The sequence below is a fragment of the Rhizobium rhododendri genome (assembly GCF_007000325.2).
In the GTDB taxonomy this organism is placed as follows: domain Bacteria; phylum Pseudomonadota; class Alphaproteobacteria; order Rhizobiales; family Rhizobiaceae; genus Rhizobium; species Rhizobium rhododendri.
The window spans coordinates 1,271,513-1,297,114 of the sequence record NZ_CP117268.1 but is presented as its reverse complement, the minus strand read 5'-3'; the positions used below and the strand labels follow the sequence as shown (position 1 = coordinate 1,297,114).

Below are 25,602 nucleotides of genomic sequence, written 5' to 3'. Positions count from 1 at the left end.
ACAGGGCTTCGATCCGCCAGGGGTCAGCTGCGGAGCTTCAGTTTGTCCCAGATCCTCACGAGGTCGGTCACGGACTTGACGTTCATCTTGCGCATGAGCTGGCCACGTCGCACCTTAACGGTGATTTCGCTGACCCCGAGCTGCCCGGCGATCTGTTTGTTGAGCAAGCCCTTAACGACCAATTCCATGACAGCCTGCTCCGACGTGGTGAGGCTCTGCCAGAGCTCGCGCAGTTTTGCCGATACGATTTCCTCTTTTCGCTGCAGACGGTGTCTGTCTATGCCCAGCTGGATCGCATCAAGGAGGTCCTGATCGCGAAAGGGTTTCGTCAGGAACTCGATGGCCCCGTTCTTCATCGCCTTGACCGACATGGCGATATCGCCGTGTCCGGTGATGAAAATCACGGGCAGCGTAATTCCCATAGCCGTCATGCGTTGCTGGAATTCAAGGCCGCTTTGCCCGGGCATTCGAACGTCGAGGACGAGACAGCCAGGCGCGTCTGCTATCGGTGCGCTCAGAAATTCGTGTACGGAACCATAGGTCAAGACCGCCAGCCCCACGGATGCAAGCAGATCCTCCAGTGCGGTGCGCACGGATACGTCATCGTCGACCACATAGACGACCGGATCGTCCAAAATATCGAACTGGCCGAGCCCGATCATGATTGATCGTCCTCCCTGGCCGGCAGGCTGAACTGGACGGTGGTGCCCATGCGCGGCGCTGATGTCACCGAGATGCGTCCACCATGCGCTTCTATGATGGAACGACTTATGGAGAGGCCGATGCCCATGCCACTTTCCTTGGTCGTCCAGAACGCCTCGAACAAATGATCGATTGTCGATTGCTTCATTCCGATGCCGGAATCGGCAACGATAAAGGTGGCGCCTGTCGCATCGTCATAGGACGAGGAGATGGCCAGCTCCCTTTTGAAGCTCGGGACATCGGTCATCGCTTCGATGGCATTCAGCAGCAAATTGCTGATCACTTGCTGTATCTGGATTTTGTCTGCCATGACCATTGCCATGTCTTGCGCAAGATCGAGCCGCAGCACGACGCTGTTGCGCTCCATCTCGTGACGGGCCATTTCGATTGCTTCCGTTGCGGCCGCGTTGAGGTCGAAGCTTTCCCGATGGGGCACGTCGTTTTTCGCCAGCCCTCTCACCCGCACGATGACGTCGCTGGCGCGCTTGGCATCACCGACAATTCGCTCGGCCGCTTGCCGCGCTCTTTCGAGATTGGGCGGCGAATGGTCCAGCCAGCGGCGGCACGCATCGGCGCTGGTCGTCACTGCGGCGAGCGGCTGGTTGATCTCGTGGGCGATCGAGGCCGTCAATTCTCCCAGCCGTGTCAGACGTGCCATCCGGCCGAACTGCTCCTGCGCGTCATAGACTGCGGCCTGGGCAGCGACAGTCTTGAGGCCCAGGTAGGTGGTGATGCCGATGGCGCATGCGCTGATGCCACAGTTGAACAGTCCGGCCTCGAAAGACCCATGCCGGGTCAGGAGCAGGCTAACGACAGTCAGGCAAATGCACAGCACTGCGAGCGCGATAACCCCCCGTGTCGAGAGAAATCCAATGGCGATCAGGATGACTGCAATATAAAAAACCGCAAAGGCGATTTCGAAGTCCGTCACCGTGTCGGCTATAAAGATCGATATCATCAGCAAGACGATGAACGCCGCCCTCAACCGTGGCCTTTTCTGCCGTTTCAAAAATACAGCGTGCATCATTGTCCGGCAGCCATGCCCAATTCTTCGCTCTGTTTTCGCGGCATTTTTCGTCGCTTTAAGCTCAAGCCTTCAGAAAATCTCATGAATGCCAGGCGTGTGAAAAAGCGCGCGCCCTTTCATGCTCAGTAGACGACTTGTGTCCGATCGAACAGCCAGTGGTCAGATCAATTCTGCCGGATATACCATGGTATAGGGTTCCTATGCCTAAGCGTCGCCCCGCTAACCATCAATTCGGATGGCCCGGGCAGGCAAGCTATTCTATGTGTCATCTGTCCCGGTTGGACGCGTCGAAAGCCGTGCATTCGTACAGCAGACAAGGTTCGAGCCGTTTTCCCCGCAGTATGCGGTCGTCGGACCCGGGGGATGACAGCGATGTGATCTTCCGGGCAAGCATGCCGTCTTTCTGCAACCAACCCCGGATGGTCGCTCGACCGTCTGGCGATCGCAGCGGCTGCAACTGCCGCTTTTGGACGTTCAACGCATTGGCTCTCGAAACAGGAGCGACCCATGAAATTGCAGAAACTTGCGCCGCTCGCCATTCGCCGGTCGCTGATGCCCAGCCATTGGGATGTCATGGCGCTGCTCCTCGTCGTTGGTGCCATCGTGCTCTTCGCCTATGGCGCAAGGGTAACGACGGTTCCGCTTTCGGCCCTCGACGTCGCGCCACTTTCGCTCGATCCGGCCAACCTGCCGATCTATGCCCTGCGCACCGTTTTGCGGATGCTGCTGGCAATCGTGTTCTCGCTGGCTTTCACCTTCGTCTATGCCGCACTTGCGGCCAAAAGCCGACGGGCAGAGATGGTGCTGATCCCGATCCTCGACATCCTGCAATCGGTTCCGATCCTGGGCTTCCTGACTTTCACCGTGACCTTTTTCCTCAATCTCTTTCCCGGAAGCGTGCTCGGCGCCGAACTTGCCTGCGTGTTTGCGATCTTCACCAGCCAGGCCTGGAACATGACCTTCAGTCTCTACCAGTCCATGCGCAACCAGCCCAAGGATCTGGAAGAGGTTGCACGCGGTTTCCACCTGAGCGGATGGCAGCGCTTCTGGCGTCTCGACGTGCCATTTGCCATGCCGGGGCTCGTCTGGAACACCATGATGTCGATGTCCGGCGGCTGGTTTTTCGTCGTTGCCTCGGAGGCGATCACGGTCGGCAACACCACGATAACCCTGCCCGGGATAGGGTCCTATGTGGCGCTGGCCATCAAGCAGCAGAACATCATGGCGATATTCTATGCCGTCATCGCCATGCTTTGCGTCATCGTGCTCTACGACCAGCTGATGTTCCGGCCGCTGGTGGCCTGGGCCGACAAGTTTCGTTTCGAGACCACAACCTCGGGCGTCGCGCCGACATCCTGGATGCTGGACCTGTTAAGCAAATCGCGCGTCACGCGCATTGCCATGGCTCCCTTTCGCTGGATGTCGCGGCAGGTGTGGAATTTTCGCCTGCCCAACCTGGTGCCGGTTGGCTCGAAGGCGAGGGGCGTTGCACGATCGCGTGCGGTAGACTGGATCTGGATCGCTACCATCATCGCCGCAGCAACCTGGGGAGGCTTTCTCAGCCTAGACTATCTGCGCGCCAACATCGGTTGGTCGGATGTGGCGACCGCAGTTCTATATGGTTCGATCACGCTCCTGCGCGTCGTTGTCCTGATGACCATCGCTACTCTCATCTGGGTGCCGATCGGCGTATGGATCGGTCTCCGCCCTAAACTTGCCGAAAAGGTGCAGCCGCTGGCACAGTTTCTGGCAGCTTTCCCCGCCAACATCGCTTTCCCCGTCTTCGTGGTGGTGATCGTCCGGTTCGGGCTCAACGCCAACATCTGGCTGAGCCCGCTGATGATCCTCGGCACGCAGTGGTATATCCTGTTCAACGTCATTGCCGGCGCCAGCGCCTTTCCGAGCGATCTCAAGGAGGCCGCCCGCAGCTTCCACATTTCCGGCTGGCGCTGGTGGATCAAAGTCATCCTGCCCGGTGTCTTCCCCTACTACATCACCGGTGCCATTACGGCCTCCGGCGGGTCCTGGAACGCCAGCATCGTTGCCGAGGTCGCCAGCTGGGGCGATACCCAGCTGACGACCCCCGGCCTCGGTTCCTACATCGCCAATGCGACCGTGAACGGCGATTTCCCGCGTGTCGTCCTCGGCATTGTCGTGATGTGCACCTTTGTCACCCTGTTCAACCGCCTGCTCTGGAGGCCGCTTTACGCCTTCGGCGAACGCCACCTGCGGCTCGGCTGATCCACCTCCTATCGTAAGGGACAAATCCTATGCTCGACCAAACCGCCAAGGCGTCGCTGATCGATATCAGCAAGGTCTGCCGCTCCTTCCCAAAGGCCAACGGCAATGATGTCGTCGTTCTCGACAATGTCGACGTGACCATCTCGCAAGGCGAGATCGTCGGACTGCTCGGCCGCTCCGGCTCCGGCAAATCGACGCTGTTGCGTATTATCGCGGGGCTGCTTCCGCCCTCGTCCGGCGAGGCCACGTATCGCGGCCACCCGATCGCCGGGCCACCCGTGGGTATCTCGATGGTGTTCCAGTCTTTTGCGCTCTTTCCCTGGCTGACTGTGCTGCAGAATGTCGAGCTTGGCCTCGAGGCGAAGGGTGTCGACCGGTCGGAACGGCGATCGCTGGCCTTGGCTGCCATCGACCTGATCGGCCTCGACGGCTTCGAGAATGCCTATCCGAAAGAGTTGTCCGGCGGCATGCGCCAGCGCGTCGGCTTTGCGCGGGCGCTTGTCGTCCATCCGGACCTGCTGTTGATGGACGAGCCTTTCTCCGCACTCGACGTCCTCACCGCCGAGACATTGCGCACGGACATGATCGACCTCTGGATCGAGGGCCGGCTGCCCATCAAGTCGGTGCTGATGGTGACCCACAATATCGAGGAGGCCGTCCTCATGTGCGACCGCATCCTGGTGTTCTCGTCGAACCCCGGCCGGGTCGCTCGCGAGGTAAAAATCGACCTGATGCACCCGAGGAACCGCCTCGATCCGGTGTTCCGGCAGCTGGTCGACAGTATCTATGCGCTGATGACCCAGAGAGCCGAGCCGCGAGCAACCGAGATGGAGGGCATTCCGGGAACCGGGATGGGCATGGTGCTCGAACCGGTATCGACCAATATCCTGTCCGGACTGATAGAGGCGCTGGCAGGGGCACCCTATCACGGGCGGGCAGACCTTCCCGTTCTTGCAGAAACCCTGCAGCTCGAGGCGAATGAGCTCTTTCATCTCGGCGAAGCCCTTCAACTCTTGCGCTTTGCCCACCTCAGCGAAGGCGACCTCGTGCTCACCGAAGCCGGAACCAAATTTGCCCATCTCGCCACCGACGCCCGCAAGAAGCTCTTCGCCGAACATCTGGTCACCTACGTGCCGCTGATGGGCCTCATCAGGCGCGTGCTCGACGAACGCACCACCCACACAGCCCCGGCAGCCCGTTTCCGCAACGAGCTTGAAGACTACATGACGGCCTCTCGCGCAGACGAAACCCTCAGGACCATCGTTTCATGGGCAAGGTATGCAGAGCTGTTTGCCTACGACGAACGCAATGAGATGTTCAGCCTTGAAGATCCGGAGTGAAAAAATGGCATTCCGCCAAGTGCGCAAGTGTGACATTGATCATAACCTCAGCCTATCGCGACGATCAATAAATCCAACTTAAATTTATCGCAGTCCTGCGCTAAGTTCCGTCTCGACAGGCGGGAACGATCTTTTGAAAATTTCGGGTTTCATGCGAAATCTTCAAAGGAGCCCGAACTGTTGAAATTCGATGCTCCAGCGCGGACGCATTTTTTCGAGGAGAAAATCATGGACCATGAACCAGCCAGCGCTCAGGGCGCAAAATGTCCCGTTGCGCATACACCGGCGCCGAAACCTCGCTCCAACCGCGATTGGTGGCCCAACCAGTTGGACGTCCAGATCCTTCACCACGGTGCCGGCCGCGCCGATCCTCTCGGCAAGGATTTCAACTACGCCGAAGAATTCAAGACACTCGATCTTGCCGCTGTGAAGGCTGATCTTCACGCGTTGATGACGGACAGCCAGGATTGGTGGCCCGCTGATTTCGGCCACTATGGCGGTCTTTTCATCCGCTTGGCCTGGCATAGCGCCGGCACCTATCGGATTACCGATGGCCGCGGCGGCGCCGGCGCCGGCCAGCAGCGTTTCGCGCCTCTGAACAGCTGGCCGGACAACGTCAATCTCGACAAGGCCCGACGTCTGATTTGGCCGATAAAGCAGAAGTACGGCAACAAGCTTTCCTGGGCAGATCTCTATATTCTGACCGGAAACGTGGCGCTCGAATCCATGGGCTTCAAGACCTTTGGTTTTGCCGGTGGCCGCGCCGATGTGTGGGAGCCTGAGGAACTGTTCTGGGGGCCGGAGGGCTCGTGGCTCGGCGACGAGCGCTACAGTGGAGAGCGGGAGCTGGCCGAGCCGCTGGGCGCGGTACAGATGGGCCTGATCTACGTCAATCCCGAAGGTCCGAACGGTAATCCCGATGCGCTTGCCTCCGCCCGTGACATCCGCGAAACCTTTGCCAGGATGGCAATGAATGACGAGGAAACCGTCGCACTGATCGCAGGTGGCCATACCTTTGGCAAAACCCACGGTGCAGGCGATCCTTCCTTCGTCGGCATCGACCCGGAAGGCGGCGAACTCGAGGCCCAGGGGCTTGGCTGGACCAGCAAGTTCAACACCGGCGTCGGTGCCGACGCGATCGGTAGCGGCCTCGAAGTCATCTGGACGCAGACGCCGACACAGTGGAGCAACCACTATTTCGAGAACCTGTTCGGTTTCGAATGGGAGCTGACCACAAGTCCGGCCGGTGCCAAGCAATGGGTCGCAAAGAACGCCGAAGCCTCAATCCCGGACCCGTTCGATCCGTCGAAAAAGCGTCTTCCAACCATGCTGACCAGCGATCTGGCGCTGCGTGTCGATCCTGCCTACGAGAAAATCTCCCGGCGCTTCCTGGAAAACCCCGCTGAGTTCGCCGATGCGTTTGCCCGGGCCTGGTTCAAGCTCACCCATCGTGACATGGGACCGAAGATCCGCTACCTCGGGCCGGAAGTTCCGGCGGAAGATCTGATCTGGCAGGACGTTATTCCAGCCGTGGACCACGTTTTGGTGGATGACGCAGACATCGTCAGCCTGAAGGCCAAGGTGCTTGCCTCTGGTCTCACTGTTCAGGAACTTGCATCGACCGCCTGGGCTTCCGCCTCGACATTCCGCGGCTCTGACAAGCGCGGCGGTGCCAACGGCGCCCGCATCCGGCTTGCGCCGCAAAAAGACTGGGAGGTGAACCAGCCGGCGCAGCTGGCGAAGGTTTTGGCCGTTTTGGAGGGCATCAAAGCCGACTTCGACAGGGCTCAGTCGGGTGGTAAAAAGATCTCTCTGGCGGATCTGATCGTCCTTGCAGGCTCTGCCGGTATCGAAAAGGCTGCCAAGGCAGGTGGTCACGATATCACAGTCCCCTTTACCCCCGGCCGCATGGACGCATCGCAGGAACAGACGGATGCGGCCTCCTTCGCGGCGCTGCGACCACGCGCTGACGGCTTCCGCAATTATATCGCCGGCAGGCAATATATGAGGCCGGAAGAAGCACTGGTCGATCGTTCGCAACTGCTGACGCTGACCGCACCAGAGATGGCGCTTCTGGTTGGCGGGCTTCGGGTTCTCAAGGTGGGACAGCCGGAGCATGGCGTGTTCACCGACAGACCGGAGACCTTGACCAACGACTTCTTCATCAACCTTCTCGACATGAACACGGTGTGGTCACCTGTCGAGGGTTCGGAAGGCGTATACGAAGGTCGGGACCGCAAGACGGGCGCACGGCGTTGGACGGGAACGCGTGTGGACCTGATTTTCGGTTCTCATTCGCAGCTCCGGGCGATTTGCGAAGTCTATGCGCAGTCCGATTCCGCCGAAAAATTCCTGCGGGACTTCGTCGCCGCCTGGACGCGGGTCATGAACGCAGATCGTTTCGATCTCAAGAAATAATAGCTGCGTATTCGTCTACCACGAAGGGGAAGGGCCACCGAGGCCTTTCCCCTTTGAGCTTTATGATGCAGTCGAGAGACACTTTGAACTGCCCGCGTCACATCATTTTGTTCCAGCATGACCTGCTCGGTCCGAAATCCGCATAGCGTTCAAGAAACAACATCACCACGTCATCGCGAACACCGTCGCTGATGCAGTTGTTCGCCGGCCGGCCACCTTCCCTTGTCGGACCGACACACCGCAGGGGACCGCTCCCGCAGACCCGTTGCAAGGCAGTGCAGCGCATTCCCAAGAACGCGGCATCCTCGATGGGAACCGATTGTTCATAACGGGATCGAAATTTGCCCTGAACAGAGAACCCCAGGCTGATAGACAGTTCCCAACACGAGCACAGCTATGCGCACTTGTCACAGCCGCCGCCGAAGCGCTGCCAACGACGCTGTACACACTGCAAATCGGCTTTAACTGCTTGAGATTGCAGAGAGGCGTGACACACGGCGTGACAGTGCTCATTCACTCCCATTAAGCTGTGGAGAACGGCTTGCTGGTGGCACGCTATTTGTTAATATGCGAACATTCGTATGAGACATTCCATATAGAGCCTCCCATGCACCAGCGCCGGCTTGAAAAATTCTACCAGGCCAATCCAAGGGGTCTGAAGTCGGCTGCGGGCGAAGCGTCGGCTTCCGTGACCGGTACGGGCTGCCAGGACCCGGGTCTTGTCGGTGGATTGGATTCCCAGCGGACCGGTGAGCAGGAGCGGCGGTTGCCAGTCTCACCAGGCAGTTCCCAGTAGGCAAACCCCTGACCGGCATGTTTACCGGACAGTCCCGAGCGGACCGGATTTCTTCATGATCGGTCTTCGGTGGCGCATGATTGCCGACATTGCGCCGTGTATTTAAGATCGGCTCACCCACTCATGCTCGCTTGACGTATCCCACAGAGGGCTTACGGATCTGATCCGGCCTTGATGCAAACAAACGACCCCAGTGCGGCTCGTTTCCTGTGCGGTGTGTAAGTGATGACGACTGTTGACAATGCGGTGCTGGCAACGGCTGAAGGCCAACGACTGCAGGAGATCAAGCGCGGTGTTGCCTGGCGGCGATGGGGCCCATATGTGTCCGAGCGTCAGTGGGGAACGGTTCGCGAAGACTACAGCGCCGACGGCGATGCCTGGAATTTCTTTCCGTTCGATCACGCCCGAAGCCGCGCCTACCGCTGGGGGGAGGACGGGCTTGCGGGCTTCTGCGACGAGAGCATGCGCTGGTGTCTGGGGCTGGCACTCTGGAACGGCAAGGACTCGATCCTCAAGGAGAGGCTGTTCGGGCTTGCAAACGCCGAAGGCAACCACGGCGAGGACGTCAAGGAAGTCTATCACTACGTCGACGCAACGCCGACCCATTCCTACCAGAAGATGATCTATCGCTATCCACAGGCGGCTTTCCCCTACGGACAACTCCGCTCCGAGAACGCCAAACGAACGCGGCTCGATCCGGAGTTCGAAATTGCCGATACCGGAATCTTTGCCGAGGGGCGTTATTTCGACGTGAGCATCGAATACGCGAAGGCGGGGCCAGACGACATCCTGATTCATATCGTCGTGGAAAATGCGTCGGATGAGGCTGCTGTGCTTCATCTGCTGCCACAGCTCTGGGCGCGCAACACCTGGTCCTGGTCGGACGATCCAAAGCGTCCGCGGCTGGAGGCGCAGGCGAATAGCGACGTGCTTGCCACCCGGACGGCTAAGAAGACGTGGCGCCTCAGCGTCGACCAGCCCTGCGAACTGTTGTTCTGCGAAAACGACACCAATTCGCCGCTCCTTTTCGGCTCTGAGGCCAGCGGGCGTTTCAAGGATGGGATCAACGATTTCGTCGTCTCCGGTGTTCAATCGGCCGTCGATCGGCAGAGCGGCAGCAAGGTCGCGGCACGACAGATCTTCGAGGTGCCGGCAAAGGGCAGGGTCTCCATGCGCCTTCGCTGGCGGGAAGACGGGCTTTCACCCGAGCCCTTCGGCGATTTTGACGCAATCGTCGAACTCCGGCGGCAGGAGGCGGATGCCTTCTTCGACGCGGTGCAAAAGGATATTGCCCCGCAATCTGCCCGGGCGGTGCACCGCCAAGCCATTGCCGGACTGCTGTGGTCGAAGCAGTTTTATTTTCTCGATATTCCCTGCTGGCTCGACGGCGATCCCAATCTTCCGCCGCCGCCCGCAGAGCGTCGCAAGGCGCGCAACGCTGACTGGCGCCATCTTAACAATGCCGACATCATCCTGATGCCGGATGCCTGGGAATATCCCTGGTATGCCGCCTGGGATCTGGCTTTCCACTGCCTGCCGATGGCGCTGGTCGATCCGGATTTTGCCAAGCAGCAGCTGTTGCTGCTCACCCGCGACTGGTTCATGCATCCGTCCGGGCAGTTGCCGGCCTACGAGTGGAATTTCTCCGACGTCAACCCGCCGGTGCAGGCCTGGGCGGCCCTACAGGTCTATGAAATCGACCGCAAGCTGACCGGCATCGACGATATCTCGTTCCTCGAGCGCATCATGCACAAGCTGATGCTCAATTTTACCTGGTGGGTAAACCGCAAGGACTCGGACGGCCGCAACCTCTTTCAAGGCGGCTTCCTCGGGCTCGACAACATCAGCCCGTTCAACCGCTCGGAGGCTCTGCCTGACAATATGGTCCTCGATCAGGCCGACGGCACCGCCTGGATGGCGATGTACGCGCTCAACCTGATGAAGATCGCCATCGAGCTGGCGTTGAGCGATCCTGTCTATGAGGACATGGCGAGCAAGTATTTCGAGCATTTCCTGCTGATCGCCGGCGCCGTTGCGGATATTGGCGAAACCGGCGAGGGGCTGTGGAACGAGGAGGACGGCTTCTTCTATGACATGCTGCGCCACACGGACGGATCCTCTGTCCCGATTCGCATCCAGTCGCTGGTCGGCCTCATTCCGATCTTTGCCGTCGAAGTGCTGGACAACGATATTTTCGACAAGCTGCCGTCCTTTGCTGCCCGCTCGCGCTGGCTGCTGCAAAACAGGCCGAAACTTGCCTCCCTGGTTTCGCGCTGGACAGAGCATGGCGAGGGGGAGAGCCACCTTCTGTCGTTGCTGCGCGGTCATCGCTTGAAGGGGCTGCTCAGGCACATGCTCGATGAAAAAGAGTTTCTCTCCGATTTCGGCGTTCGATCCCTGTCGAAAATCTATGGGTCCAACCCTTACCGTTTCCAGGCAAAAGGCATTTCCATCGAGGTACCCTATACGCCGGGGGAGGCGGAGAGCGGTCTTTTCGGTGGCAATTCAAATTGGAGGGGCCCGGTGTGGATGCCGGTCAATTTCCTCTTCATCGACGCGCTGCGTAAATTTCATAGCTATTTCGGGCCGGACTTCCTGGTGGAATGCCCAACCGGGTCAGGCGTTTTCATGAGCCTGGACGGGGTCGCCGACGAACTGAGCAAGCGCCTTGCCCGATTGTTCGTATCCGAAGCGGAGAGCGGCGCTACACCCGCAGGCGACTCTATCCAGGGCTATCAGTTATTTTACGAATATTTCCATGGCGATACGGGCCGGGGGCTGGGCGCCTCACACCAGACCGGATGGACGGCGCTGATTGCCAACCTCATCTCCACGACCGGGCAACCCCGATGAAAATAGCCGACGAACGACCGTTCGTCGTTCGTCGGTAAAGGCGAAAAGATGATATTTTCAGTAATCGGAAAAGTTTTAAATTTCCGATGACAGGCGTTCGCTTCACTCAGCTTGGTAGCCGGGCAACAGGCCTTTTTAATTGGCCCTTAACCATTTAATTGCATGATCCGCTTCATGAACTCCGCTTTGGTATGCGCAAACACGCCAGCGGCTAGACAAATTTGGGAGCCGAACATGATGAAAAGCTTGATTGGGGCCGTTGCCTTGGCCCTGGCTGCGACGACGGCATTCTCTGCCGATCTCTATCAGCCGGAACAGGCCCCGCCGCCGGAAGTTGCGGTTGCGCAATCGAGCGGCTGGTATTTGCGCGGCGATGTCGGCTACGCCTTCAGCGACCTGCGCGGAGCCAACTATTTCCAGGGCTCGAACAGCAACATGCAGGACTTCGATTCTGCCAAGCTCGATGACAGCTTCACGCTCGGTGGTGGTGTCGGCTACCAGATCAACGATTATCTGCGCACAGACGCGACGGTCGACTACCTGTTCAAGTCGGACTTCAAGGGCTCTACCAAGGGTGATTGCGGCGGTTGCGGACCGGACTTCTCGGCCGTTGCCGCGACGTCACGTGACCGCTCTTCTCTGACTGCCGTGAGCTTGCTTGCCAACGCCTATGTCGACATCGGCCACTACGGCGCCTTCACGCCTTACGTCGGCGGCGGTCTCGGTGGCACCTACATCAAGTGGGACAAGCTCCACAACACGTCTTGCTCGGATGCCGATTCGTCCTCTTGCGACGAAACCGTGACGCATAACGGCCGTGGCAGCTGGCGCTTCACCTACGCACTGATGGCCGGTACCGCGATCGACCTGACCTGCAATCTGAAGGCCGACGTCGGCTATCGATTCCGCCACATCGAAGGCGGCGACATGTTCGGCTTTGCCGAAAATGGTGGTCCCGGTTACGACAAGGGTCTGAACCTGCACGAAGCCCGCATCGGTGCGCGCTACAACTTCGGTGGCTGCCAGACGGCCAGCTACATGCCTCCGGCCGAAATCCCGGTCGCCCCCGCTGTCTACAAATAAACAACTATCTTGATCGTCGAACGCAAAAGCCGCCCGGTCGCTCCGGGTGGCTTTTGCGTTGTCGGCGCGGGCGACCATCCACTGATACCAATCGGCAACAGGCTTTTCTTCGCGACGATGAAGCAAGGCCGATTAAACCTTCATTAACCATGAATTCCCTATGGTTAATGAAATCAAAACGGTTGGCAGATTCGCCTTGGCGCGCGTCTGGCTGGAATGCGGGCCTTGTGCCCGGTGGGGAGTGCTTGCGATGATCCGCTTCGATGCTTTGGCAGCGGCCGTGGTGATGACTGTAGCGGCGGCGGGTGCCGCCTTTGGCGGTGATATGCCCCCCGAGATCACAGTGCCCGAGGTCAGCGTCAAGGAGGCGCAAGGGTTTTACGGCCGTGTCGATCTCGGCTATGCGGTGCAAACCAGCCTGCACGGTGCCCGGCTGCGCAGCTCTGACGCCAGCAGCGACGGTTACGACAGCGAGCGTTTCGACAAGACCCGCTTTGGCGGCAACGATGTCACCGGTGGCCTTGGCGTCGGTTATCAGTTCAACGATCTCTTTCGTGCCGATGTCACGGGCGACCTGTTCCGCGGCGATTTCAGCGGCAGGTTTTCGACGGCTTCACCATGTGCTGGTGGGGCAGGGGGAGCCGGATGTACCGGCAAGACCTCCGCATCCTTCAAGGCGGGCAGTCTGCTCGCCAATGCCTATGTCGATCTCGGAACGGTGGCCGGTTTCACCCCCTATGTCGGGGGAGGCGTCGGTGCAACCCGGGTAAGCTGGGGCGATGTCCGAACGACGAGCGCCTGCGTCGGCTGTGCCAGCGATGTCGCTTCGAGCGCGCGCAGCTCCGGCGATGTCGACTGGCGCTTCACCTATGCATTGATGGCAGGCCTTGCCTATCAGCTCTCACCGAACGTCAAGCTCGATCTCGGCTACCGCTACAGCCATGTGGCGGGAGGCGACATGTTCGGCTCTTCCGCCGCCAATACGGCCGCCGGTGCCACTGGCGCCATGGCCCGCCAGGAAATCCGCGTCGGATTGCGCGTCACCACCTGGTAGCCTTCATAAGATTGCCGCCGCGACAAAAGATCCTCTCCTCACGACACCCTTCTTGACTTCGGCCGTGTCCCCCTTGACCCACAGCGGCCGCCCACCCTTCCCCAACGAAGGAACGTTTTGTAAATACTAACTATCTGTTTTAGCAGACGTAAACACTTTTTCTTTACGCTGGCGGCATGTGAGCTGAGGGGCTGTAGAGCTCGGAGCGCAGGGTATGACTAAGCAAGACGAAGAAGAATTCGCTCTCGCTGTGCGCAAGCTTCCACAGTCGGTATCTGCTTCACCAATGGAGCTTGTTCCCCATGGTGCGGAGGCATCGCCGGCACTGTGACCTTTGGCATGAAGGCATGCGTCGAATGTGAAAAGCAATATGTGTTCGGTCACCCGGACTGGCACCCTGGCAAAGACCCTATCAGCTGGGCGCCTTTCCCTTTCTCCGAATTTATCGCTTTGGGCAGTGGAACCTCATTCATTCCAGACTCCACCCGAACAAGCGCCTTCTCGAAATCGAGTTCCAGCCGACCGAAGAATCGCTTGGTATGTGTGCCGAAGGGATTATAGGCAGCGGTGATTTGATTTGGGATGTGCAGTGCGGATTTCGCCGGTCCCGCAGAGCGAGCTTCACGGCTCCCCGTTCAGCATCCCATCCAAAATTCTCGTTCACGTCGGGTAGAGCAGCCTGGTCGCTCGTCAGGCCCATAACTTGGAGGCCGCAGGTTCAAGTCCTGCCAGCTTAAGCAAATGTTTTAGGTGACGTCCTACTTGTGGACAACGCATTCGTGCTTTCTAGGTATACCTTCCCGATGATTGCCACCGGTGACCTTGGCAATCTGCCCATGCGGGCATTTGCCATCGTCTGTATAGACGACTTCACCGGCCCTTAAGTTGCCGGTACTTGGCGCATTTCTAGCGACAAACGAAGATCCTGTTGAAATTATCAGTGCGAGCAACAGCACAAAACGAAGCGGCATCGCAGGCCTCTATTTTTATTTGGGCGCGGCGCGGGTTTGCGCGGCATCCACAGTAACACACGCATGCGATCGGCAGTCAATCTAAAGCTAGCAGAAGACTTACAAAATGCACAAGGCCTCGATCGGTGTTTGCTTAGTCGTTGCTATCGCGTTTGTGGCGTTCGGCGTGTTGATGCTTCTGGGCCGCGCTCGTTACCAGCCGCTAGGCCGCTTTATATGGAAGACACTGTGACAGTCAGCCCGTATCCACCCAAAAGCCTGGCTGCCGTCGACAATCCCGTCACCTTCATTCCGGCCCCTGATATTGCCGAATGGGTAGTGGCGCCAATCTTCAACGAAGCCTCGCGCGTCCACAATCCGGATCACGATCATCTGGCCGACGTCGTCGAGAACTCACGCAAAGGGGAAACGTGTCATCGGTCAATGCGAAGAGGGAAAGCCTCAGGGCGTCATGGGCAAGTGGTCCCGTGCTCGCGCCGAGCAGGTCATGGAATGGTTTGGGCAGATACCAGACTTCATCATCACGCTTGCTGCCAGCTATTGTGCCCAATGTGGCGACGCCAAACTGATGGCGCTTGTCGAGCACGAGCTTTATCCTGCAGCTTAAGATTTGGACGACTTCGGCCAGCCAAAGTTCAATAAGCAGACAGGCCGCCTAGTCTACATCATTCGAGGCCACGACGCAGAACAGTTCATCGGCGTTCTCGGCGGCTATGGAGCAGATGCTTCCGGCGTTCGCGAGATAATCAATGCAACCAACCGGCCGCCTGAGATTGCCCGAGCCCATATCGACCACGCATGCGGCACATGCAATCTGCGCGTGGCCTGAAACTGGATGGCGTCTTGATATTCCCATGAGCAAAGCAAAACTCACCCGCGAGCAGCAAACCTATGTGGCGCAGGCGCTCGCCTCCTTCGACGCGCTATCCTTAGTTGCCGCTGTTCTAAAGAGAGACTTTGGTATCGTCTTTTCGCCTCAGGCTGGCTGGATCTATGACCGGATCGCCGCGGCGTCCGGGAGCGTGCAAATTCTACCAAGACCTCGGTCAAACTCTCAGCGAAGCCGTGGCGATCATTGCTCGCTACGACTGCGTGAAGGATGCCAACCGCGAGACCCGCCAAGTTAGAAACAAGCGCTCTGAGACGGAAAGCCCGGACCCGGAGATACCGGAAGCCGGATTTCTCCCTTGGGACTATTATTGGGAGCTCCGATTATCTGAGGCTTCGGTCTGGTTCGGGCTAGCTTCGATCTCGAATCCCGAGCTTGTTAATTGGCTGCAGGTCACAGGCGTCGGGCTGATGCTCGAGGCAAAGAAAAACCCGAGGCGTTAACCTCGGGTCTCATGGGGTCGGCCTTCTTAGAAGCGCCGACTAAGCCGCCGAAGCCGGCTATGGACTCATACGATGATATTCCGAAGATGCGACAGGGGTATAGCGACCCATGTCGTGAGCGGTTTCAAGCCAACAACCGATCGCGTCCTGAACGTTCGCAGCGGCTTCCACGGCCGATTCGCCGTCAGACATGCAGCCGGGAAGATCTGGAACGGTAGCGATGTAGCCGCCGCCATCTTCTTTGGACAACGGCTCGATGATGATTTTATAATCGTAGCTTGCCATTTGGCAGTCCTGACAGCGTCGATGAACGCGATGAGTTTCTTGATGTATACAGCTTTTACGGGCCGTTTGAAACGTACGGTTAAAATCTCATTCTGAGAATGGTGTTTGACCTTGAAGTGGAAACCGTTGGTGGGCATCTCGCAAGCGATATCATGCTCGCGGCAAACCCCTTCAACATCCTGGATGCTCCAGTCGCCGTGCGGATTGACTCGCATCTTCTCAAGGCGTTTGGAGTTCCGTCTGAATTCGACGACCATCAACCGCCGCCGCCAACCGCAACGCCGCCGCCGTTTTTTTCTCGTTCGATGTGATCTTCCAAGGAATGACCGTAGTCGTCAAAAAGATCGAGGACGAAACTGTAGCCTTCCGAGGGGCCAACACGCCTTGGCTATTGCTCTTTTTCAAGGCCTCAAGTATTGGTGACGGCGGGCCACCCTTCCCCAACGAAGGGCTTTCTATCTGAGAGGATAGCCTCATGACTGAGACCGCAAAGCCGGACATCCGTCCGCACAATACCCATTTTTCTTCTGGCCCATGCTCGAAGCGCCCCGGTTGGTCGCTCGATGCTCTTTCCGATGCGGCGCTTGGCCGCTCGCACCGCGCAAAGGTCGGAAAGACCAAGCTCAAGCAAGCCATAGAACTTACCCGTGAAATTCTGAACGTACCGGCCGATTATCGTATCGGCATCGTGCCTGCCTCCGACACCGGCGCCGTCGAAATGGCGATGTGGTCTCTGCTCGGCGAGCGCGGCGTCGATATGGTGGCCTGGGAAAGCTTTGGCGCCGGCTGGGTGACGGACGTCGTCAAGCAGCTGAAGCTGAATGATGCACGCAAGATCGAAGCCGACTACGGCGAGCTGCCGAACTTGTCGACCATCGATTTCGACCGCGACGTCGTCTTCACCTGGAACGGCACCACCTCCGGCGTCCGCGTGCCGAACGCTGACTTCATTCCGGCCGACCGCAAGGGCCTGACGATCTGCGACGCCACCTCGGCCGCTTTCGCGCAGGACCTCGATTTTGCCAAGCTCGACGTGACCACCTTCTCTTGGCAGAAAGTTTTGGGCGGGGAGGGGGCCCATGGGGTTATCATCCTCTCGCCTCGTGCCGTCGAGCGGCTGACGACGTACGTCCCTGCCTGGCCACTGCCGAAGATCTTCCGCATGACTTCGGGCGGCAAGCTGATCGAAGGCATCTTCACCGGTGAGACGATCAATACGCCGTCGATGCTCTGCGTCGAGGATTACATTGATGCGCTGCTTTGGGCGAAATCTCTCGGAGGCCTGAAGGCGCTCATCGGCCGGGCAGATGCCAATGCCAAAGTCATTGCCGACTTTGTCGCTGCCAACGACTGGATCGCCAATCTCGCGGTAAAGCCGGAAACAGCCTCCAACACATCCGTCTGCCTGCGTATTGTCGACACGGAAGTCTCGGCGCTCGACGAGGATGGCCAGGCTGCCTTCGCAAAAGGTCTTGTCGCGCTCCTCGAAAAGGAAGCGGTGGCATTCGACGTCGGCCATTACCGCGATGCGCCGTCCGGTCTGCGCATCTGGGCCGGTGCGACGATCGAGACATCGGATATGAAGGCACTTATGCCTTGGCTCGCCTGGGCTTTCCAGACGCAGAAGGCAACGCTTTCCAAGGCTGCTGCCTGACCGAGCGATCCAGGCTCCGCCGAGAGGGCGGAGCCACAACATTTCATGACTTCATCGCTGAACCCATTCTCAGGAGGCCATCATGGCACCTCGCGTTCTCGTATCCGACGAATTGTCGGAAACTGCCGTCCAGATTTTCCGCGACCGTGGCGTCGAGGTCGATTTCCAGCCGCAACTCGGCAAGGACAAGGACAAACTTGCCGAAATCATCGGCAATTATGACGGTCTCGCGATCCGCTCCGCGACCAAGGCGACGGAAAAGCTGATCGCTGCCGCCACCAATCTCAAGGTCATTGGCCGCGCCGGCATCGGCGTTGACAATGTCGATATCCCGGCAGCGTCCCGCCGCGGCATCATCGTCATGAACACGCCGTTCGGCAATTCGATCACGACGGCCGAACACGCTATTGCGCTGATGTTTGCCGTTGCCCGCCAATTGCCACAGGCCGATGCCTCGACGCAGGCCGGCAAGTGGGAAAAGTCGAAATTCATGGGTGTTGAAATCACCGGCAAGACACTCGGCGTCATCGGTGCCGGAAACATCGGCTCTATCGTCATTTCGCGCGCCCTGGGGCTGAAGATGCACGTCATCGCCTACGATCCCTTCCTGTCCAAGGAGCGGGCCGAGGAAATGGGCGTCACCAAGGTCGAACTGGAGGAGCTTCTTGCACAGGCTGACTTCATCACCTTGCATGTTCCGATGACCGACAAGACGCGCGGCATCCTCAACAAGGAGGCGCTTGCAAAGACGAAGCCAGGTGTTCGCATCATCAACTGCGCGCGCGGCGGGCTGGTCGATGAGGCAGCCCTTGCTGAAGCCATAAAGTCCGGCCATGTCGCCGGTGCGGCCTTCGACGTCTTCGAGGTCGAGCCTGCTAAGGAAAGCCCGTTGTTCGGTCTGCCGAACGTCGTCTGCACGCCGCATCTGGGCGCTGCCACCATTGAGGCGCAGGAAAATGTCGCCCTGCAGGTCGCCGAGCAGATGTCGGACTACCTGATGAAGGGCGCCGTTTCCAACGCCATCAACATGCCGTCCATCACTGCCGAGGAAGCACCGCTGCTGAAGCCGTTCATCCGTCTTGCCGACGTGCTTGGCGCTTTCGTCGGCCAGGTGACGGACGAGCCGATCAAGGAAATCGAGATCCTCTACGACGGCGTTACGGCCAACATGAACACCAAGGCACTGACATCGGCATTGCTGGCCGGCCTGATCCGTACCCAGGTGTCTGACGTGAACATGGTCTCGGCGCCGATCATGATCAAGGAAAAGGGCATCGTGCTGTCCGAGGTCAAGCGCGACAAGACCGGCGTCTATGACGGCTACATCAAGCTGACCGTCAAGACCGACGGCATGACCCGCTCGGTTGCAGGCACTGTGTTCTCGGATGGCAAGCCGCGCTTCATCCAGATCAAGAACATCAACCTGGACGCCGATGTCGGCCAGCACATGGTCTACATCACCAACACCGACGTTCCCGGCATGATCGGTTTCATCGGGACGACACTCGGGCAGGCCGATGTCAACATCGCCAACTTCCAGCTCGGACGCGACAGCCAGGGCGGCGATGCGATTGCACTGCTCTACGTCGATGGTGCGATCAGCGACGATGTGTTGGCAAAGCTGACGGCCAATCCTGCCATCCGCCAGGCGCGGCCTCTGGTCTTCAACGTCGACTGATCTATCGTCAACTCAACTCAAAGCCGGCGCGAGCGATCGCGTCGGCTTTACGCGTTTTCAGTAGTATTCAAAGAATCCGACCGACAGACAGGTAGATGAGGCGTTTGATCTCTCGGCGGGCGCGGGTGGTCATGTCGAGGATGAGGGCGGTGAAGATGCTGAGAAACCCGAGCAGCACCATACCGAGGCTGAGGATTGCCGTTGGCAGGCGTGGAACCAGTCCGGTCTCGAAAAAGGTCATCAGGACAGGCACCATCAGCACGGTTGCAATGGTAAAGAACAGCAGGCCGAACAGGCCGAAGAACATCAGCGGCCGCTCTTCCTTGATGAGCTTGACGATCATCAACATGATACGCGCACCGTCACGCACCGTGTTCAGCTTGCTCACCGAACCTTCCGGCCGTTCGCTGTAGGGTGTCGGCAATTCTGCGCAAGGCATGCGCAGTTCCAGCGCATGTACTGCAAGCTCGGTCTCCGTCTCGAAGCCGCTGGACATGGCTGGAAACGATTTGACGAACCGGCGCGACAGGACCTTGTAGCCGGACAGCATATCTGAAAATTGCGGTCCGAAGATCCAGCGGACGATCCCGGACAGCAGCCTGTTGCCGAACTGGTGGCCGGGTCGATAGGCGCCGCTGAGTGTCGAGACGCGCGAGCCGTTGACGAAATCCAACTCGTCTGAAATCAGAGCGTCAATCAGCATCGGGGCAAACAGCGCCGAGTAGGTGCCGTCACCATCGGCAAGAACATAGATGTCGGCGTCGATATCTGCAAACATGCGACGAATGACATTGCCCTTGCCCTGCCGCTTCTCCGCCCGGACGACGGCGCCGGCAGCACGGGCGATGGCGCCGGTGCCGTCGGATGAATTGTTGTCGTAGACATAGACGGCGGCACCCGGCAGCGACATCTGGAAATCGGCCACCACCTTAGCGATCGTCACGGCCTCGTTGTAGCAGGGAAGCAGCACGGCGATCCGCTTCTTGCCGAAGGCTGCCGACGAGGGTTTGAATTCGGTGACTTCCAGCATTCGGCAGCTCCAGGACACAGAGGCTTTCCGTGCCAAAATTTACGGGCAGCACGGGGCCTACAGTTCTAAGGGCGTGTCTTTAAGATTTGGTGCTGATGAGGGCACCCGCGCCACTATTTCCGAACTGCCGAACGGGGATGGTTTATGAGACCTGAACGTGACTGAGGTGACGAGTGCAGGCAACCGATGTCCATAGGAGACACGGAATGCAAATTTTGCAGCGCACCCTTTTCTATGCCGCACTGCACACTATTTTGGGGGCATGAAGGAATTTCTGGCAAAAGTTGACGATCAATTGAACTGGCTGCCCGGCTGGGTCGTCGGCTTCGTGCTGATCATTGCGGCGATCCTGTCTGGCCTCGTGGTCCACAAGCTTCTTTTTAACATGCTCACGCGGCTGGTTGCCACCTGGGATCTGTTCTGGCGGTCGTTGATCTCGCGCACGGAACGGCCGGCGCGTTTTGCCATCGTCGTCGCTGCGCTTGCTTTCGCGGTCTCGGTTGCGCCGTTGACCGAGGTGCAGGCGTCTTTGTTGCGGCACGTCCTGCTCATCTGCTTCATCGCGCAGGTGGCCTGGATGAGCAAGTCGGCCCTGCACATCTGGATGATCGTCTACCTTCGGCGTTTCAAGCTCGATGCGGAGGACAACCTGCTTGCCCGCAAGCATGTGACGCAATCGAAGATCATGCAGCGCATCGGCGATCTCATGATCGTCATCGTGGCGATCGCCGCAGCGCTGATGACGTTTGAGCCGGTGCGTCAATACGGCGTCAGCCTGCTTGCCTCGGCCGGTGTCGCCGGCATCGTCCTCGGTCTTGCCCTCCAGCCGGTCCTGAAGAACCTGTTTGCCGGCATACAGCTTGCGATCACCCAGCCGATCCGCATCGACGACGCGTTACTTGTTGAGGGCGAGTGGGGCAACGTCGAGGAAATCACCTCGACCTATGTCGTGGTCAAGCTCTGGGACTGGCGCCGAATGATCCTGCCGCTCAGCTATTTCATGGAGAAGCCGTTCCAGAACTGGACACGTGAGAGCTCGTCGCTGATCGGCACTGTCATGATCTATCTCGATTACAGCGTGCCGGTGGCGGCCTTGCGCGCAAAGGTCGAGGAGATAGCGGCGGCATCCGCCCTGTGGGACCGCCGCGTGGTCAATGTTGCCGTCACGGATTTTCGCGAGGCCGTGCTCGAAGTCCGCATTCTGGTGTCTGCATCGAGCGCCGGCCGGACATTCGATCTTCGTTGCGAGGTCCGTGAAAAACTGATCGAGTTCATTCAGTCGGAGTACCCGAAGGCACTGCCGCAGTTGCGCATGGACATGCGCGACCTGGTGCCGCGCGAGCCGAACCAGTCGAGGCCTGCGGCTTAGGAACTGCCGCCGTTGTGGACGGATGCGATTTCTACGTTTCCGGTCGATGCTCGCGGTAGATCCAGGCGGTAGTCTTCAATAAAACACACAGTCGACTGCGTCGCTCAAGGCTGCAGTTCAAACCATTCACGGTGACGCTACGACAAAATCGAATTGAGGGCATTGCGTTTTGTCGCCCGGCGCCTCTATTCCGTCGTCTTTTCAGTGCCGTTCGTTGGACATCTTTTTGGTATTGGATGGTCTTATATGAGGGCAACGTTGCGTCGGTTTGCATCCAGCATGCTTGTTCATCTCCTGCTTGCGTCCGCCGCCATGGGCAGTTGGGCCTTTTATGCAAATCGCAGGTATCCGATGCCGCAACCCCTGTCGGCCGGGCTCGTGCAGGGAATGCTGTCTGCGCTGCTCATGGTGCTTCAGAAGTCGGCCATCGACGTGCTGGCAAGGCGCTTTCCTGGCAGTGCAGCGCTTTGGGCCCCACCGCTGATTACCGGCCTGGGTTCTGCAGCCGTTCTCATCCTGGTGCATCGTCTGGGCGGGACGCCGCGGATCGCACAGACCATTACCCTGCCGCTGATCGTCTCGACGAGTTATGCGACAATCTACACCTTTTGCATCGTTCGCGCGCGCGGCGAGACGCTGTGAGAACGACAAAATGCTATATCAGCTGGCCGCCGATCGGGCGGCTGGCTGCGTTTGCGCTCCGGGCCTTGCGTGCAATGCCAATTCTTTCTATATCGTCTGCCAGAAACCGCAGGTTTCCGGAGCGTCTTTTGGTCCGGCAAGCAAGATGTCGCCGCTCTGCGGGCATGGCGCGGAACATCACCAGAACGCGCGACAAGGGAACGGCAGGCAGACCGTGAATTCACTCGATTTCGACAAGCGTCCGGAAGATACCCGCATCGTCGTTGCCATGTCCGGCGGCGTCGACAGCTCTGTGGTGGCCGGCATCCTAAAGCGCCAGGGCTACGACGTGCTCGGCATCACGCTGCAGCTCTACGACCACGGTGCCGCCGTGCATCGTGCCGGTTCCTGCTGTGCCGGACAGGATATCGACGACGCGCGCCGGGTTTGCGAGACGATCGGCATTCCCCATTACGTGCTCGACTACGAGCAGCGCTTTCGCGACACCGTGATCAATCCATTCATGGAAAGCTATGTGGCCGGTGAAACGCCGATCCCTTGCGTCTCCTGCAATCAGACGGTCAAGTTTGCCGATCTGCTGGCAACAGCAAGGGAGCTCGGCGCCGACGCGCTGGCCACCGGCCATTACATCCGCTCGCGTCCGAACCCCTCTGCCGCCAATCCCGGGCGCCGGGCGCTCTACCGGCCTGCCGACGCAGATCGCGACCAGAGCTATTTCCTGTTTGCGACCACGCAGGAGCAGATCGATTACTTGCGCTTTCCGCTCGGCGGCCTGCCGAAGGCCGACACCCGGGCTCTGGCCGAGGAGATGGGGCTTGTCGTTGCCAAGAAGGCCGACAGCCAGGACATATGCTTCGTGCCGCAGGGCAAGTATTCCGACATCATCACGAAGCTGAAGCCGAATGCTGCGCTCGCTGGCGAGATCGTTCATCTCGACGGACGCGTGCTGGGCAGCCACGAGGGCATTCTGCACTACACGATCGGCCAGCGGCGCGGTATCGGCGTTGCCACTGGCGAACCGCTCTATGTAGTTTTCCTCGACGCCCGCTCGCGCCGCGTTATCGTTGGCCCCAGAGAAGCGTTGGAGACGCACCGCGTTCACCTGCGCGATGTCAACTGGCTCGGCGACGAGGCGCTGGAAGTGGCCGCTGCGGGCGAGGGGTTCGCCTGCTACGCGAAGGTTCGCTCCACCCGCCAGCCGACGCCAGCCGTGCTGCACGTCAACGCGTCGGGCATCTATGTCGATCTCACGATCGGCGAGGCCGGCGTTGCTCCTGGACAGGCCTGCGCGCTCTATTCCGCACCGGGCGACAACGCACGGGTCTACGGCGGCGGCTTTATCGAACGATCTGAACGGGAGCCATCGGCCGAGGCGTCACTCGCAGCCCTATTGCGCCCGGCCTTCGCCGCCTGAGCCTTACCAAGAGCCCGGAAAATCACTTGTCACTCGACGCGTCGATTTTTGTCTCCGCCGCGCTTGACACTAAGGTGAAGGCGGTTTTATAAGCCGCTCAACCAAATGGACCTTTCGGCTCGAATTCAAGAGTGTCGCAAAGGTCTTACGGCGGGGTAGCTCAGGTGGTTAGAGCAGCGGAATCATAATCCGCGTGTCGGGGGTTCGAGTCCCTCTCCCGCTACCACTACAACCCATTAGTTAGCTTCAATTCTCTAGGTGCATCGCTTACGATAAGCACCCATGTATGTAGCGCGACTGTAGCACGCCGCTGCTTGGTGTCAGACAAAGTGGCACTACAGCTTTACCCAATCTATGAGCATGGCATCAAGGTTTTCGTATTCGGCCAATATTGTGGACGGAAACTCGACATCATGGACCCTGATTTGCCCGTTAGATTGACACAACACCCCTATCGAAATCCCGAAGTAAGTTTCACGGCGCTTGCTCCACGGTGATTGCTTGACATAATGCCTTTTTGCAGAGGTCGTGAAGTGCTTGCGCTCCACTTCCAATCGTTCCTCCGTGGGTCTTTGTCGGCTATGCATAACAACTCTTTGATGCAGGGAGGGACGATGCCATGAAGAGAACGTGGGTCAGAATGCAACAGCCGAGCTATTCTACCAAAATAGTGTTAGACATTTCATTAACGTTACCTATATTTAAACTATGAGAGAGAACTTATCAACAACACAGACCATTTTTTCGTCAATTTGCGCCTGCGTATGTTGATAATTTTTATTTGTATTATCGTTACTATATTATCACTCTCATCTGTTGGATTTATTATGTACTATTTATTCTATTTCCGGCACTAGTTGTGGTGCAATGATTTATTGTTTTATATTGAGCTATGTTTTATTGTAGATAGGACAGGTGAATCTGACAGTACGTTCCGTGCGAGGGTTTGCAGAGTATGGGTTTGCCACGCCTCATTGCGTAAACAGTTATGGATACCAAACTAAGGCCAGCGGACATGTGGCGCCGTCACCGGGGCGCTGTCGCAAGGCTAGCTTAAATGCTTCGCATGGCCGCGAATCGTGTCGTTTGGTGTCCGGTCAAGGTCGCTCAGCTCCGCGAATTATAGTCTAGTACTACAGCTGCGTTTGATAGCGTGTTTTGTAATGTGATGTCATTGTGGCAGCCTGGTGGCTTCGTCGCCATAGTGACCAAGCGAGGATGTAACGAACTCTGATCGGCGGCGGCAGCAATAGACGCATAATCAGATAGCGGATCTCTGCGACGGTTGGCAGTAGCGCGAGTGCCCTGGTCAGGCGGAGATTGGAGGATTTAGACTCCTTTCGTTCGGTTTGCCAGTAGCCACGCGGCGTAGATCAGCGCCGAGCTTGGCGAGGAAAGCTGCGGCAGCCATGACGAGCGTCATGTGCCGTACCCGAATATTGTCGTGCAACACCGACCGAGTGTAAGCGGTTAGCCGATAGCGTCTGCCTTATAATTCCAAGGCATTAGCAGCTCAATATCGGCGGCGGGCCAACCGTTTGCGATGCGCATCAGCGTCTGGGAAAGCCAGGCAAGCGGATCGACGTTGTTCATTTTCGCTGTTTATGCCGACCGTCGAACTATGCCGAGTGTCTCTTCTATTGTTTGCAGCAAACCATGCGTTCCCGGCTAGTTCGGCGGGTCGCTGTTGTTTGGCACTCGGCATAGTTCTCA

Annotated in this window: 18 protein-coding genes, 2 tRNA genes and 3 pseudogenes; 17 read left to right on the top strand and 6 right to left on the bottom strand. The window is 58.5% G+C overall.

The annotated features are described in order from the left end of the window. Positions 1 to 23: 23 nt before the first annotated feature. Together PR018_RS23745 and PR018_RS23740 are read right to left on the bottom strand one after the other, a co-directional pair. Positions 24 to 662 carry a response regulator transcription factor gene (locus tag PR018_RS23745; RefSeq protein ID WP_142831267.1) on the bottom strand — a complete coding sequence of 213 codons (639 nt, stop codon included), beginning with the start codon at positions 660 to 662 and terminating at the stop codon, positions 24 to 26. Then, positions 659 to 1,660 (bottom strand): sensor histidine kinase, encoded by a 1,002-nt coding sequence (locus PR018_RS23740; RefSeq protein ID WP_244615464.1) that lies wholly within the window; start codon positions 1,658 to 1,660, stop codon positions 659 to 661. The genes PR018_RS23745 and PR018_RS23740 overlap by 4 nt, the downstream gene beginning before the upstream one ends. 576 nt (positions 1,661 to 2,236) lie before the next feature. Between PR018_RS23740 and PR018_RS23735 the strand changes: the two genes are divergently transcribed. From PR018_RS23735 to PR018_RS23705, 7 genes are all read left to right on the top strand, one after another. Then, positions 2,237 to 3,970, top strand: coding sequence for an ABC transporter permease (locus PR018_RS23735; RefSeq protein WP_142831265.1), 1,734 nt, complete (start codon positions 2,237 to 2,239; stop codon positions 3,968 to 3,970). Positions 3,971 to 3,999: 29 nt separating this feature from the next. Then, complete coding sequence (locus tag PR018_RS23730) at positions 4,000 to 5,310, top strand: ABC transporter ATP-binding protein (RefSeq protein ID WP_142831264.1); 1,311 nt, start codon at positions 4,000 to 4,002, stop codon at positions 5,308 to 5,310. A gap of 228 nt (positions 5,311 to 5,538) precedes the next feature. Continuing rightward, positions 5,539 to 7,728 (top strand): catalase/peroxidase HPI, encoded by a 2,190-nt coding sequence (gene katG, locus PR018_RS23725; protein WP_161990987.1) that lies wholly within the window; start codon positions 5,539 to 5,541, stop codon positions 7,726 to 7,728. A 1,021-nt stretch (positions 7,729 to 8,749) separates the two neighbouring features. Continuing rightward, on the top strand, positions 8,750 to 11,377 hold the full coding sequence (locus PR018_RS23720; RefSeq protein ID WP_142831262.1) for an MGH1-like glycoside hydrolase domain-containing protein: 2,628 nt from the start codon (positions 8,750 to 8,752) through the stop codon (positions 11,375 to 11,377). 234 nt (positions 11,378 to 11,611) lie between these two features. Next, positions 11,612 to 12,460 (top strand): outer membrane protein, encoded by an 849-nt coding sequence (locus tag PR018_RS23715; RefSeq protein ID WP_142831261.1) that lies wholly within the window; start codon positions 11,612 to 11,614, stop codon positions 12,458 to 12,460. A 250-nt stretch (positions 12,461 to 12,710) separates the two neighbouring features. After that, entirely contained in the window at positions 12,711 to 13,514 is an 804-nt protein-coding gene (locus PR018_RS23710; protein WP_142831260.1) for an outer membrane protein, read from the top strand. A 666-nt stretch (positions 13,515 to 14,180) separates the two neighbouring features. Further along, positions 14,181 to 14,251 (top strand) — tRNA-Met (locus PR018_RS23705). A 21-nt stretch (positions 14,252 to 14,272) separates the two neighbouring features. On the opposite strand, the gene PR018_RS28585 is transcribed toward PR018_RS23705, so the two are convergent. Beyond that, entirely contained in the window at positions 14,273 to 14,485 is a 213-nt protein-coding gene (locus PR018_RS28585) for a DUF6719 family protein (protein ID WP_374108590.1), read from the bottom strand. 216 nt (positions 14,486 to 14,701) lie between these two features. Here PR018_RS28585 and PR018_RS28415 point away from each other — a divergent pair. The 3 genes and pseudogenes from PR018_RS28415 to PR018_RS23685 all read left to right on the top strand — a co-directional run bounded on the left by PR018_RS28415 (position 14,702) and on the right by PR018_RS23685 (position 15,817). Further along, positions 14,702 to 15,314 (top strand): annotated as a pseudogene (locus tag PR018_RS28415) (putative metallopeptidase). Continuing rightward, a pseudogene (locus PR018_RS28410) lies at positions 15,235 to 15,429 on the top strand (hypothetical protein); the annotation flags it as partial. The pseudogenes PR018_RS28415 and PR018_RS28410, both read left to right, overlap by 80 nt. Before the next feature lie 49 nt (positions 15,430 to 15,478). Further along, positions 15,479 to 15,817: a hypothetical protein gene (locus tag PR018_RS23685; protein WP_244615481.1), complete on the top strand. Its 339-nt coding sequence runs from the start codon at positions 15,479 to 15,481 to the stop codon at positions 15,815 to 15,817. A gap of 57 nt (positions 15,818 to 15,874) precedes the next feature. Here the strand turns inward: PR018_RS23685 and PR018_RS23680 are convergent, their stop codons facing one another. Beyond that, the gene (locus tag PR018_RS23680; protein ID WP_142831258.1) at positions 15,875 to 16,102 is read right to left on the bottom strand and encodes a type II toxin-antitoxin system HicB family antitoxin; all 228 of its coding nucleotides are present in this window, start codon (positions 16,100 to 16,102) and stop codon (positions 15,875 to 15,877) included. A gap of 98 nt (positions 16,103 to 16,200) precedes the next feature. Between PR018_RS23680 and PR018_RS23675 the strand changes: the two genes are divergently transcribed. From PR018_RS23675 to serA, 3 genes are all read left to right on the top strand, one after another. Next, positions 16,201 to 16,413 carry a hypothetical protein gene (locus tag PR018_RS23675; RefSeq protein WP_153816491.1) on the top strand — a complete coding sequence of 71 codons (213 nt, stop codon included), beginning with the start codon at positions 16,201 to 16,203 and terminating at the stop codon, positions 16,411 to 16,413. A 164-nt stretch (positions 16,414 to 16,577) separates the two neighbouring features. Next, positions 16,578 to 17,756 (top strand): phosphoserine transaminase, encoded by a 1,179-nt coding sequence (locus PR018_RS23670; protein ID WP_142831256.1) that lies wholly within the window; start codon positions 16,578 to 16,580, stop codon positions 17,754 to 17,756. Positions 17,757 to 17,838: 82 nt separating this feature from the next. Next, complete coding sequence (serA, locus tag PR018_RS23665; protein WP_142831255.1) at positions 17,839 to 19,434, top strand: phosphoglycerate dehydrogenase; 1,596 nt, start codon at positions 17,839 to 17,841, stop codon at positions 19,432 to 19,434. A gap of 67 nt (positions 19,435 to 19,501) precedes the next feature. Here serA and PR018_RS23660 read toward each other — a convergent pair whose 3' ends face one another. Further along, positions 19,502 to 20,464, bottom strand: coding sequence for a glycosyltransferase (locus PR018_RS23660; RefSeq protein ID WP_142831254.1), 963 nt, complete (start codon positions 20,462 to 20,464; stop codon positions 19,502 to 19,504). A 262-nt stretch (positions 20,465 to 20,726) separates the two neighbouring features. On the opposite strand from PR018_RS23660, the gene PR018_RS23655 reads away from it, so the two are divergent. From PR018_RS23655 to PR018_RS23640, 4 genes are all read left to right on the top strand, one after another. Further along, positions 20,727 to 21,833, top strand: a complete 1,107-nt coding sequence (locus PR018_RS23655; RefSeq protein ID WP_142831253.1) for a mechanosensitive ion channel family protein — start codon at positions 20,727 to 20,729, stop codon at positions 21,831 to 21,833. A gap of 351 nt (positions 21,834 to 22,184) precedes the next feature. Then, complete coding sequence (locus PR018_RS23650) at positions 22,185 to 22,475, top strand: hypothetical protein (RefSeq protein ID WP_425064164.1); 291 nt, start codon at positions 22,185 to 22,187, stop codon at positions 22,473 to 22,475. 214 nt (positions 22,476 to 22,689) lie between these two features. Continuing rightward, the gene (gene mnmA / locus PR018_RS23645) at positions 22,690 to 23,889 is read left to right on the top strand and encodes a tRNA 2-thiouridine(34) synthase MnmA (protein ID WP_142831251.1); all 1,200 of its coding nucleotides are present in this window, start codon (positions 22,690 to 22,692) and stop codon (positions 23,887 to 23,889) included. 149 nt (positions 23,890 to 24,038) lie between these two features. Further along, positions 24,039 to 24,115 (top strand) — tRNA-Met (locus PR018_RS23640). Positions 24,116 to 25,359: 1,244 nt separating this feature from the next. On the opposite strand, the pseudogene PR018_RS23635 reads toward PR018_RS23640, so the two are convergent. Next, positions 25,360 to 25,491, bottom strand: a pseudogene (locus tag PR018_RS23635) (transposase domain-containing protein); the annotation flags it as partial. Positions 25,492 to 25,602: the final 111 nt, after the last annotated feature.

What these genes read in the sequence shown, in the direction of transcription:
- PR018_RS23735 (WP_142831265.1), top strand. Translation starts at nt 2,237, where the DNA reads ATGAAATTGCAGAAACTTGCGCCGCTCGCCATTCGCCGGTCGCTGATG.
- PR018_RS23655 (WP_142831253.1), top strand. Translation starts at nt 20,727, where the DNA reads ATGAAGGAATTTCTGGCAAAAGTTGACGATCAATTGAACTGGCTGCCC.
- PR018_RS23730 (WP_142831264.1), top strand. Translation starts at nt 4,000, where the DNA reads ATGCTCGACCAAACCGCCAAGGCGTCGCTGATCGATATCAGCAAGGTC.
- PR018_RS28585 (WP_374108590.1), bottom strand. Translation starts at nt 14,485, where the DNA reads ATGCCGCTTCGTTTTGTGCTGTTGCTCGCACTGATAATTTCAACAGGA.
- PR018_RS23710 (WP_142831260.1), top strand. Translation starts at nt 12,711, where the DNA reads ATGATCCGCTTCGATGCTTTGGCAGCGGCCGTGGTGATGACTGTAGCG.
- PR018_RS23720 (WP_142831262.1), top strand. Translation starts at nt 8,750, where the DNA reads ATGACGACTGTTGACAATGCGGTGCTGGCAACGGCTGAAGGCCAACGA.
- PR018_RS23660 (WP_142831254.1), bottom strand. Translation starts at nt 20,464, where the DNA reads ATGCTGGAAGTCACCGAATTCAAACCCTCGTCGGCAGCCTTCGGCAAG.
- PR018_RS23680 (WP_142831258.1), bottom strand. Translation starts at nt 16,102, where the DNA reads ATGGCAAGCTACGATTATAAAATCATCATCGAGCCGTTGTCCAAAGAA.
- PR018_RS23685 (WP_244615481.1), top strand. Translation starts at nt 15,479, where the DNA reads ATGACCGGATCGCCGCGGCGTCCGGGAGCGTGCAAATTCTACCAAGAC.
- PR018_RS23715 (WP_142831261.1), top strand. Translation starts at nt 11,612, where the DNA reads ATGATGAAAAGCTTGATTGGGGCCGTTGCCTTGGCCCTGGCTGCGACG.
- serA (WP_142831255.1), top strand. Translation starts at nt 17,839, where the DNA reads ATGGCACCTCGCGTTCTCGTATCCGACGAATTGTCGGAAACTGCCGTC.
- katG (WP_161990987.1), top strand. Translation starts at nt 5,539, where the DNA reads ATGGACCATGAACCAGCCAGCGCTCAGGGCGCAAAATGTCCCGTTGCG.
- PR018_RS23740 (WP_244615464.1), bottom strand. Translation starts at nt 1,660, where the DNA reads ATGATATCGATCTTTATAGCCGACACGGTGACGGACTTCGAAATCGCC.
- PR018_RS23675 (WP_153816491.1), top strand. Translation starts at nt 16,201, where the DNA reads ATGGTGTTTGACCTTGAAGTGGAAACCGTTGGTGGGCATCTCGCAAGC.
- PR018_RS23670 (WP_142831256.1), top strand. Translation starts at nt 16,578, where the DNA reads ATGACTGAGACCGCAAAGCCGGACATCCGTCCGCACAATACCCATTTT.
- PR018_RS23745 (WP_142831267.1), bottom strand. Translation starts at nt 662, where the DNA reads ATGATCGGGCTCGGCCAGTTCGATATTTTGGACGATCCGGTCGTCTAT.
- PR018_RS23650 (WP_425064164.1), top strand. Translation starts at nt 22,185, where the DNA reads ATGCCGCAACCCCTGTCGGCCGGGCTCGTGCAGGGAATGCTGTCTGCG.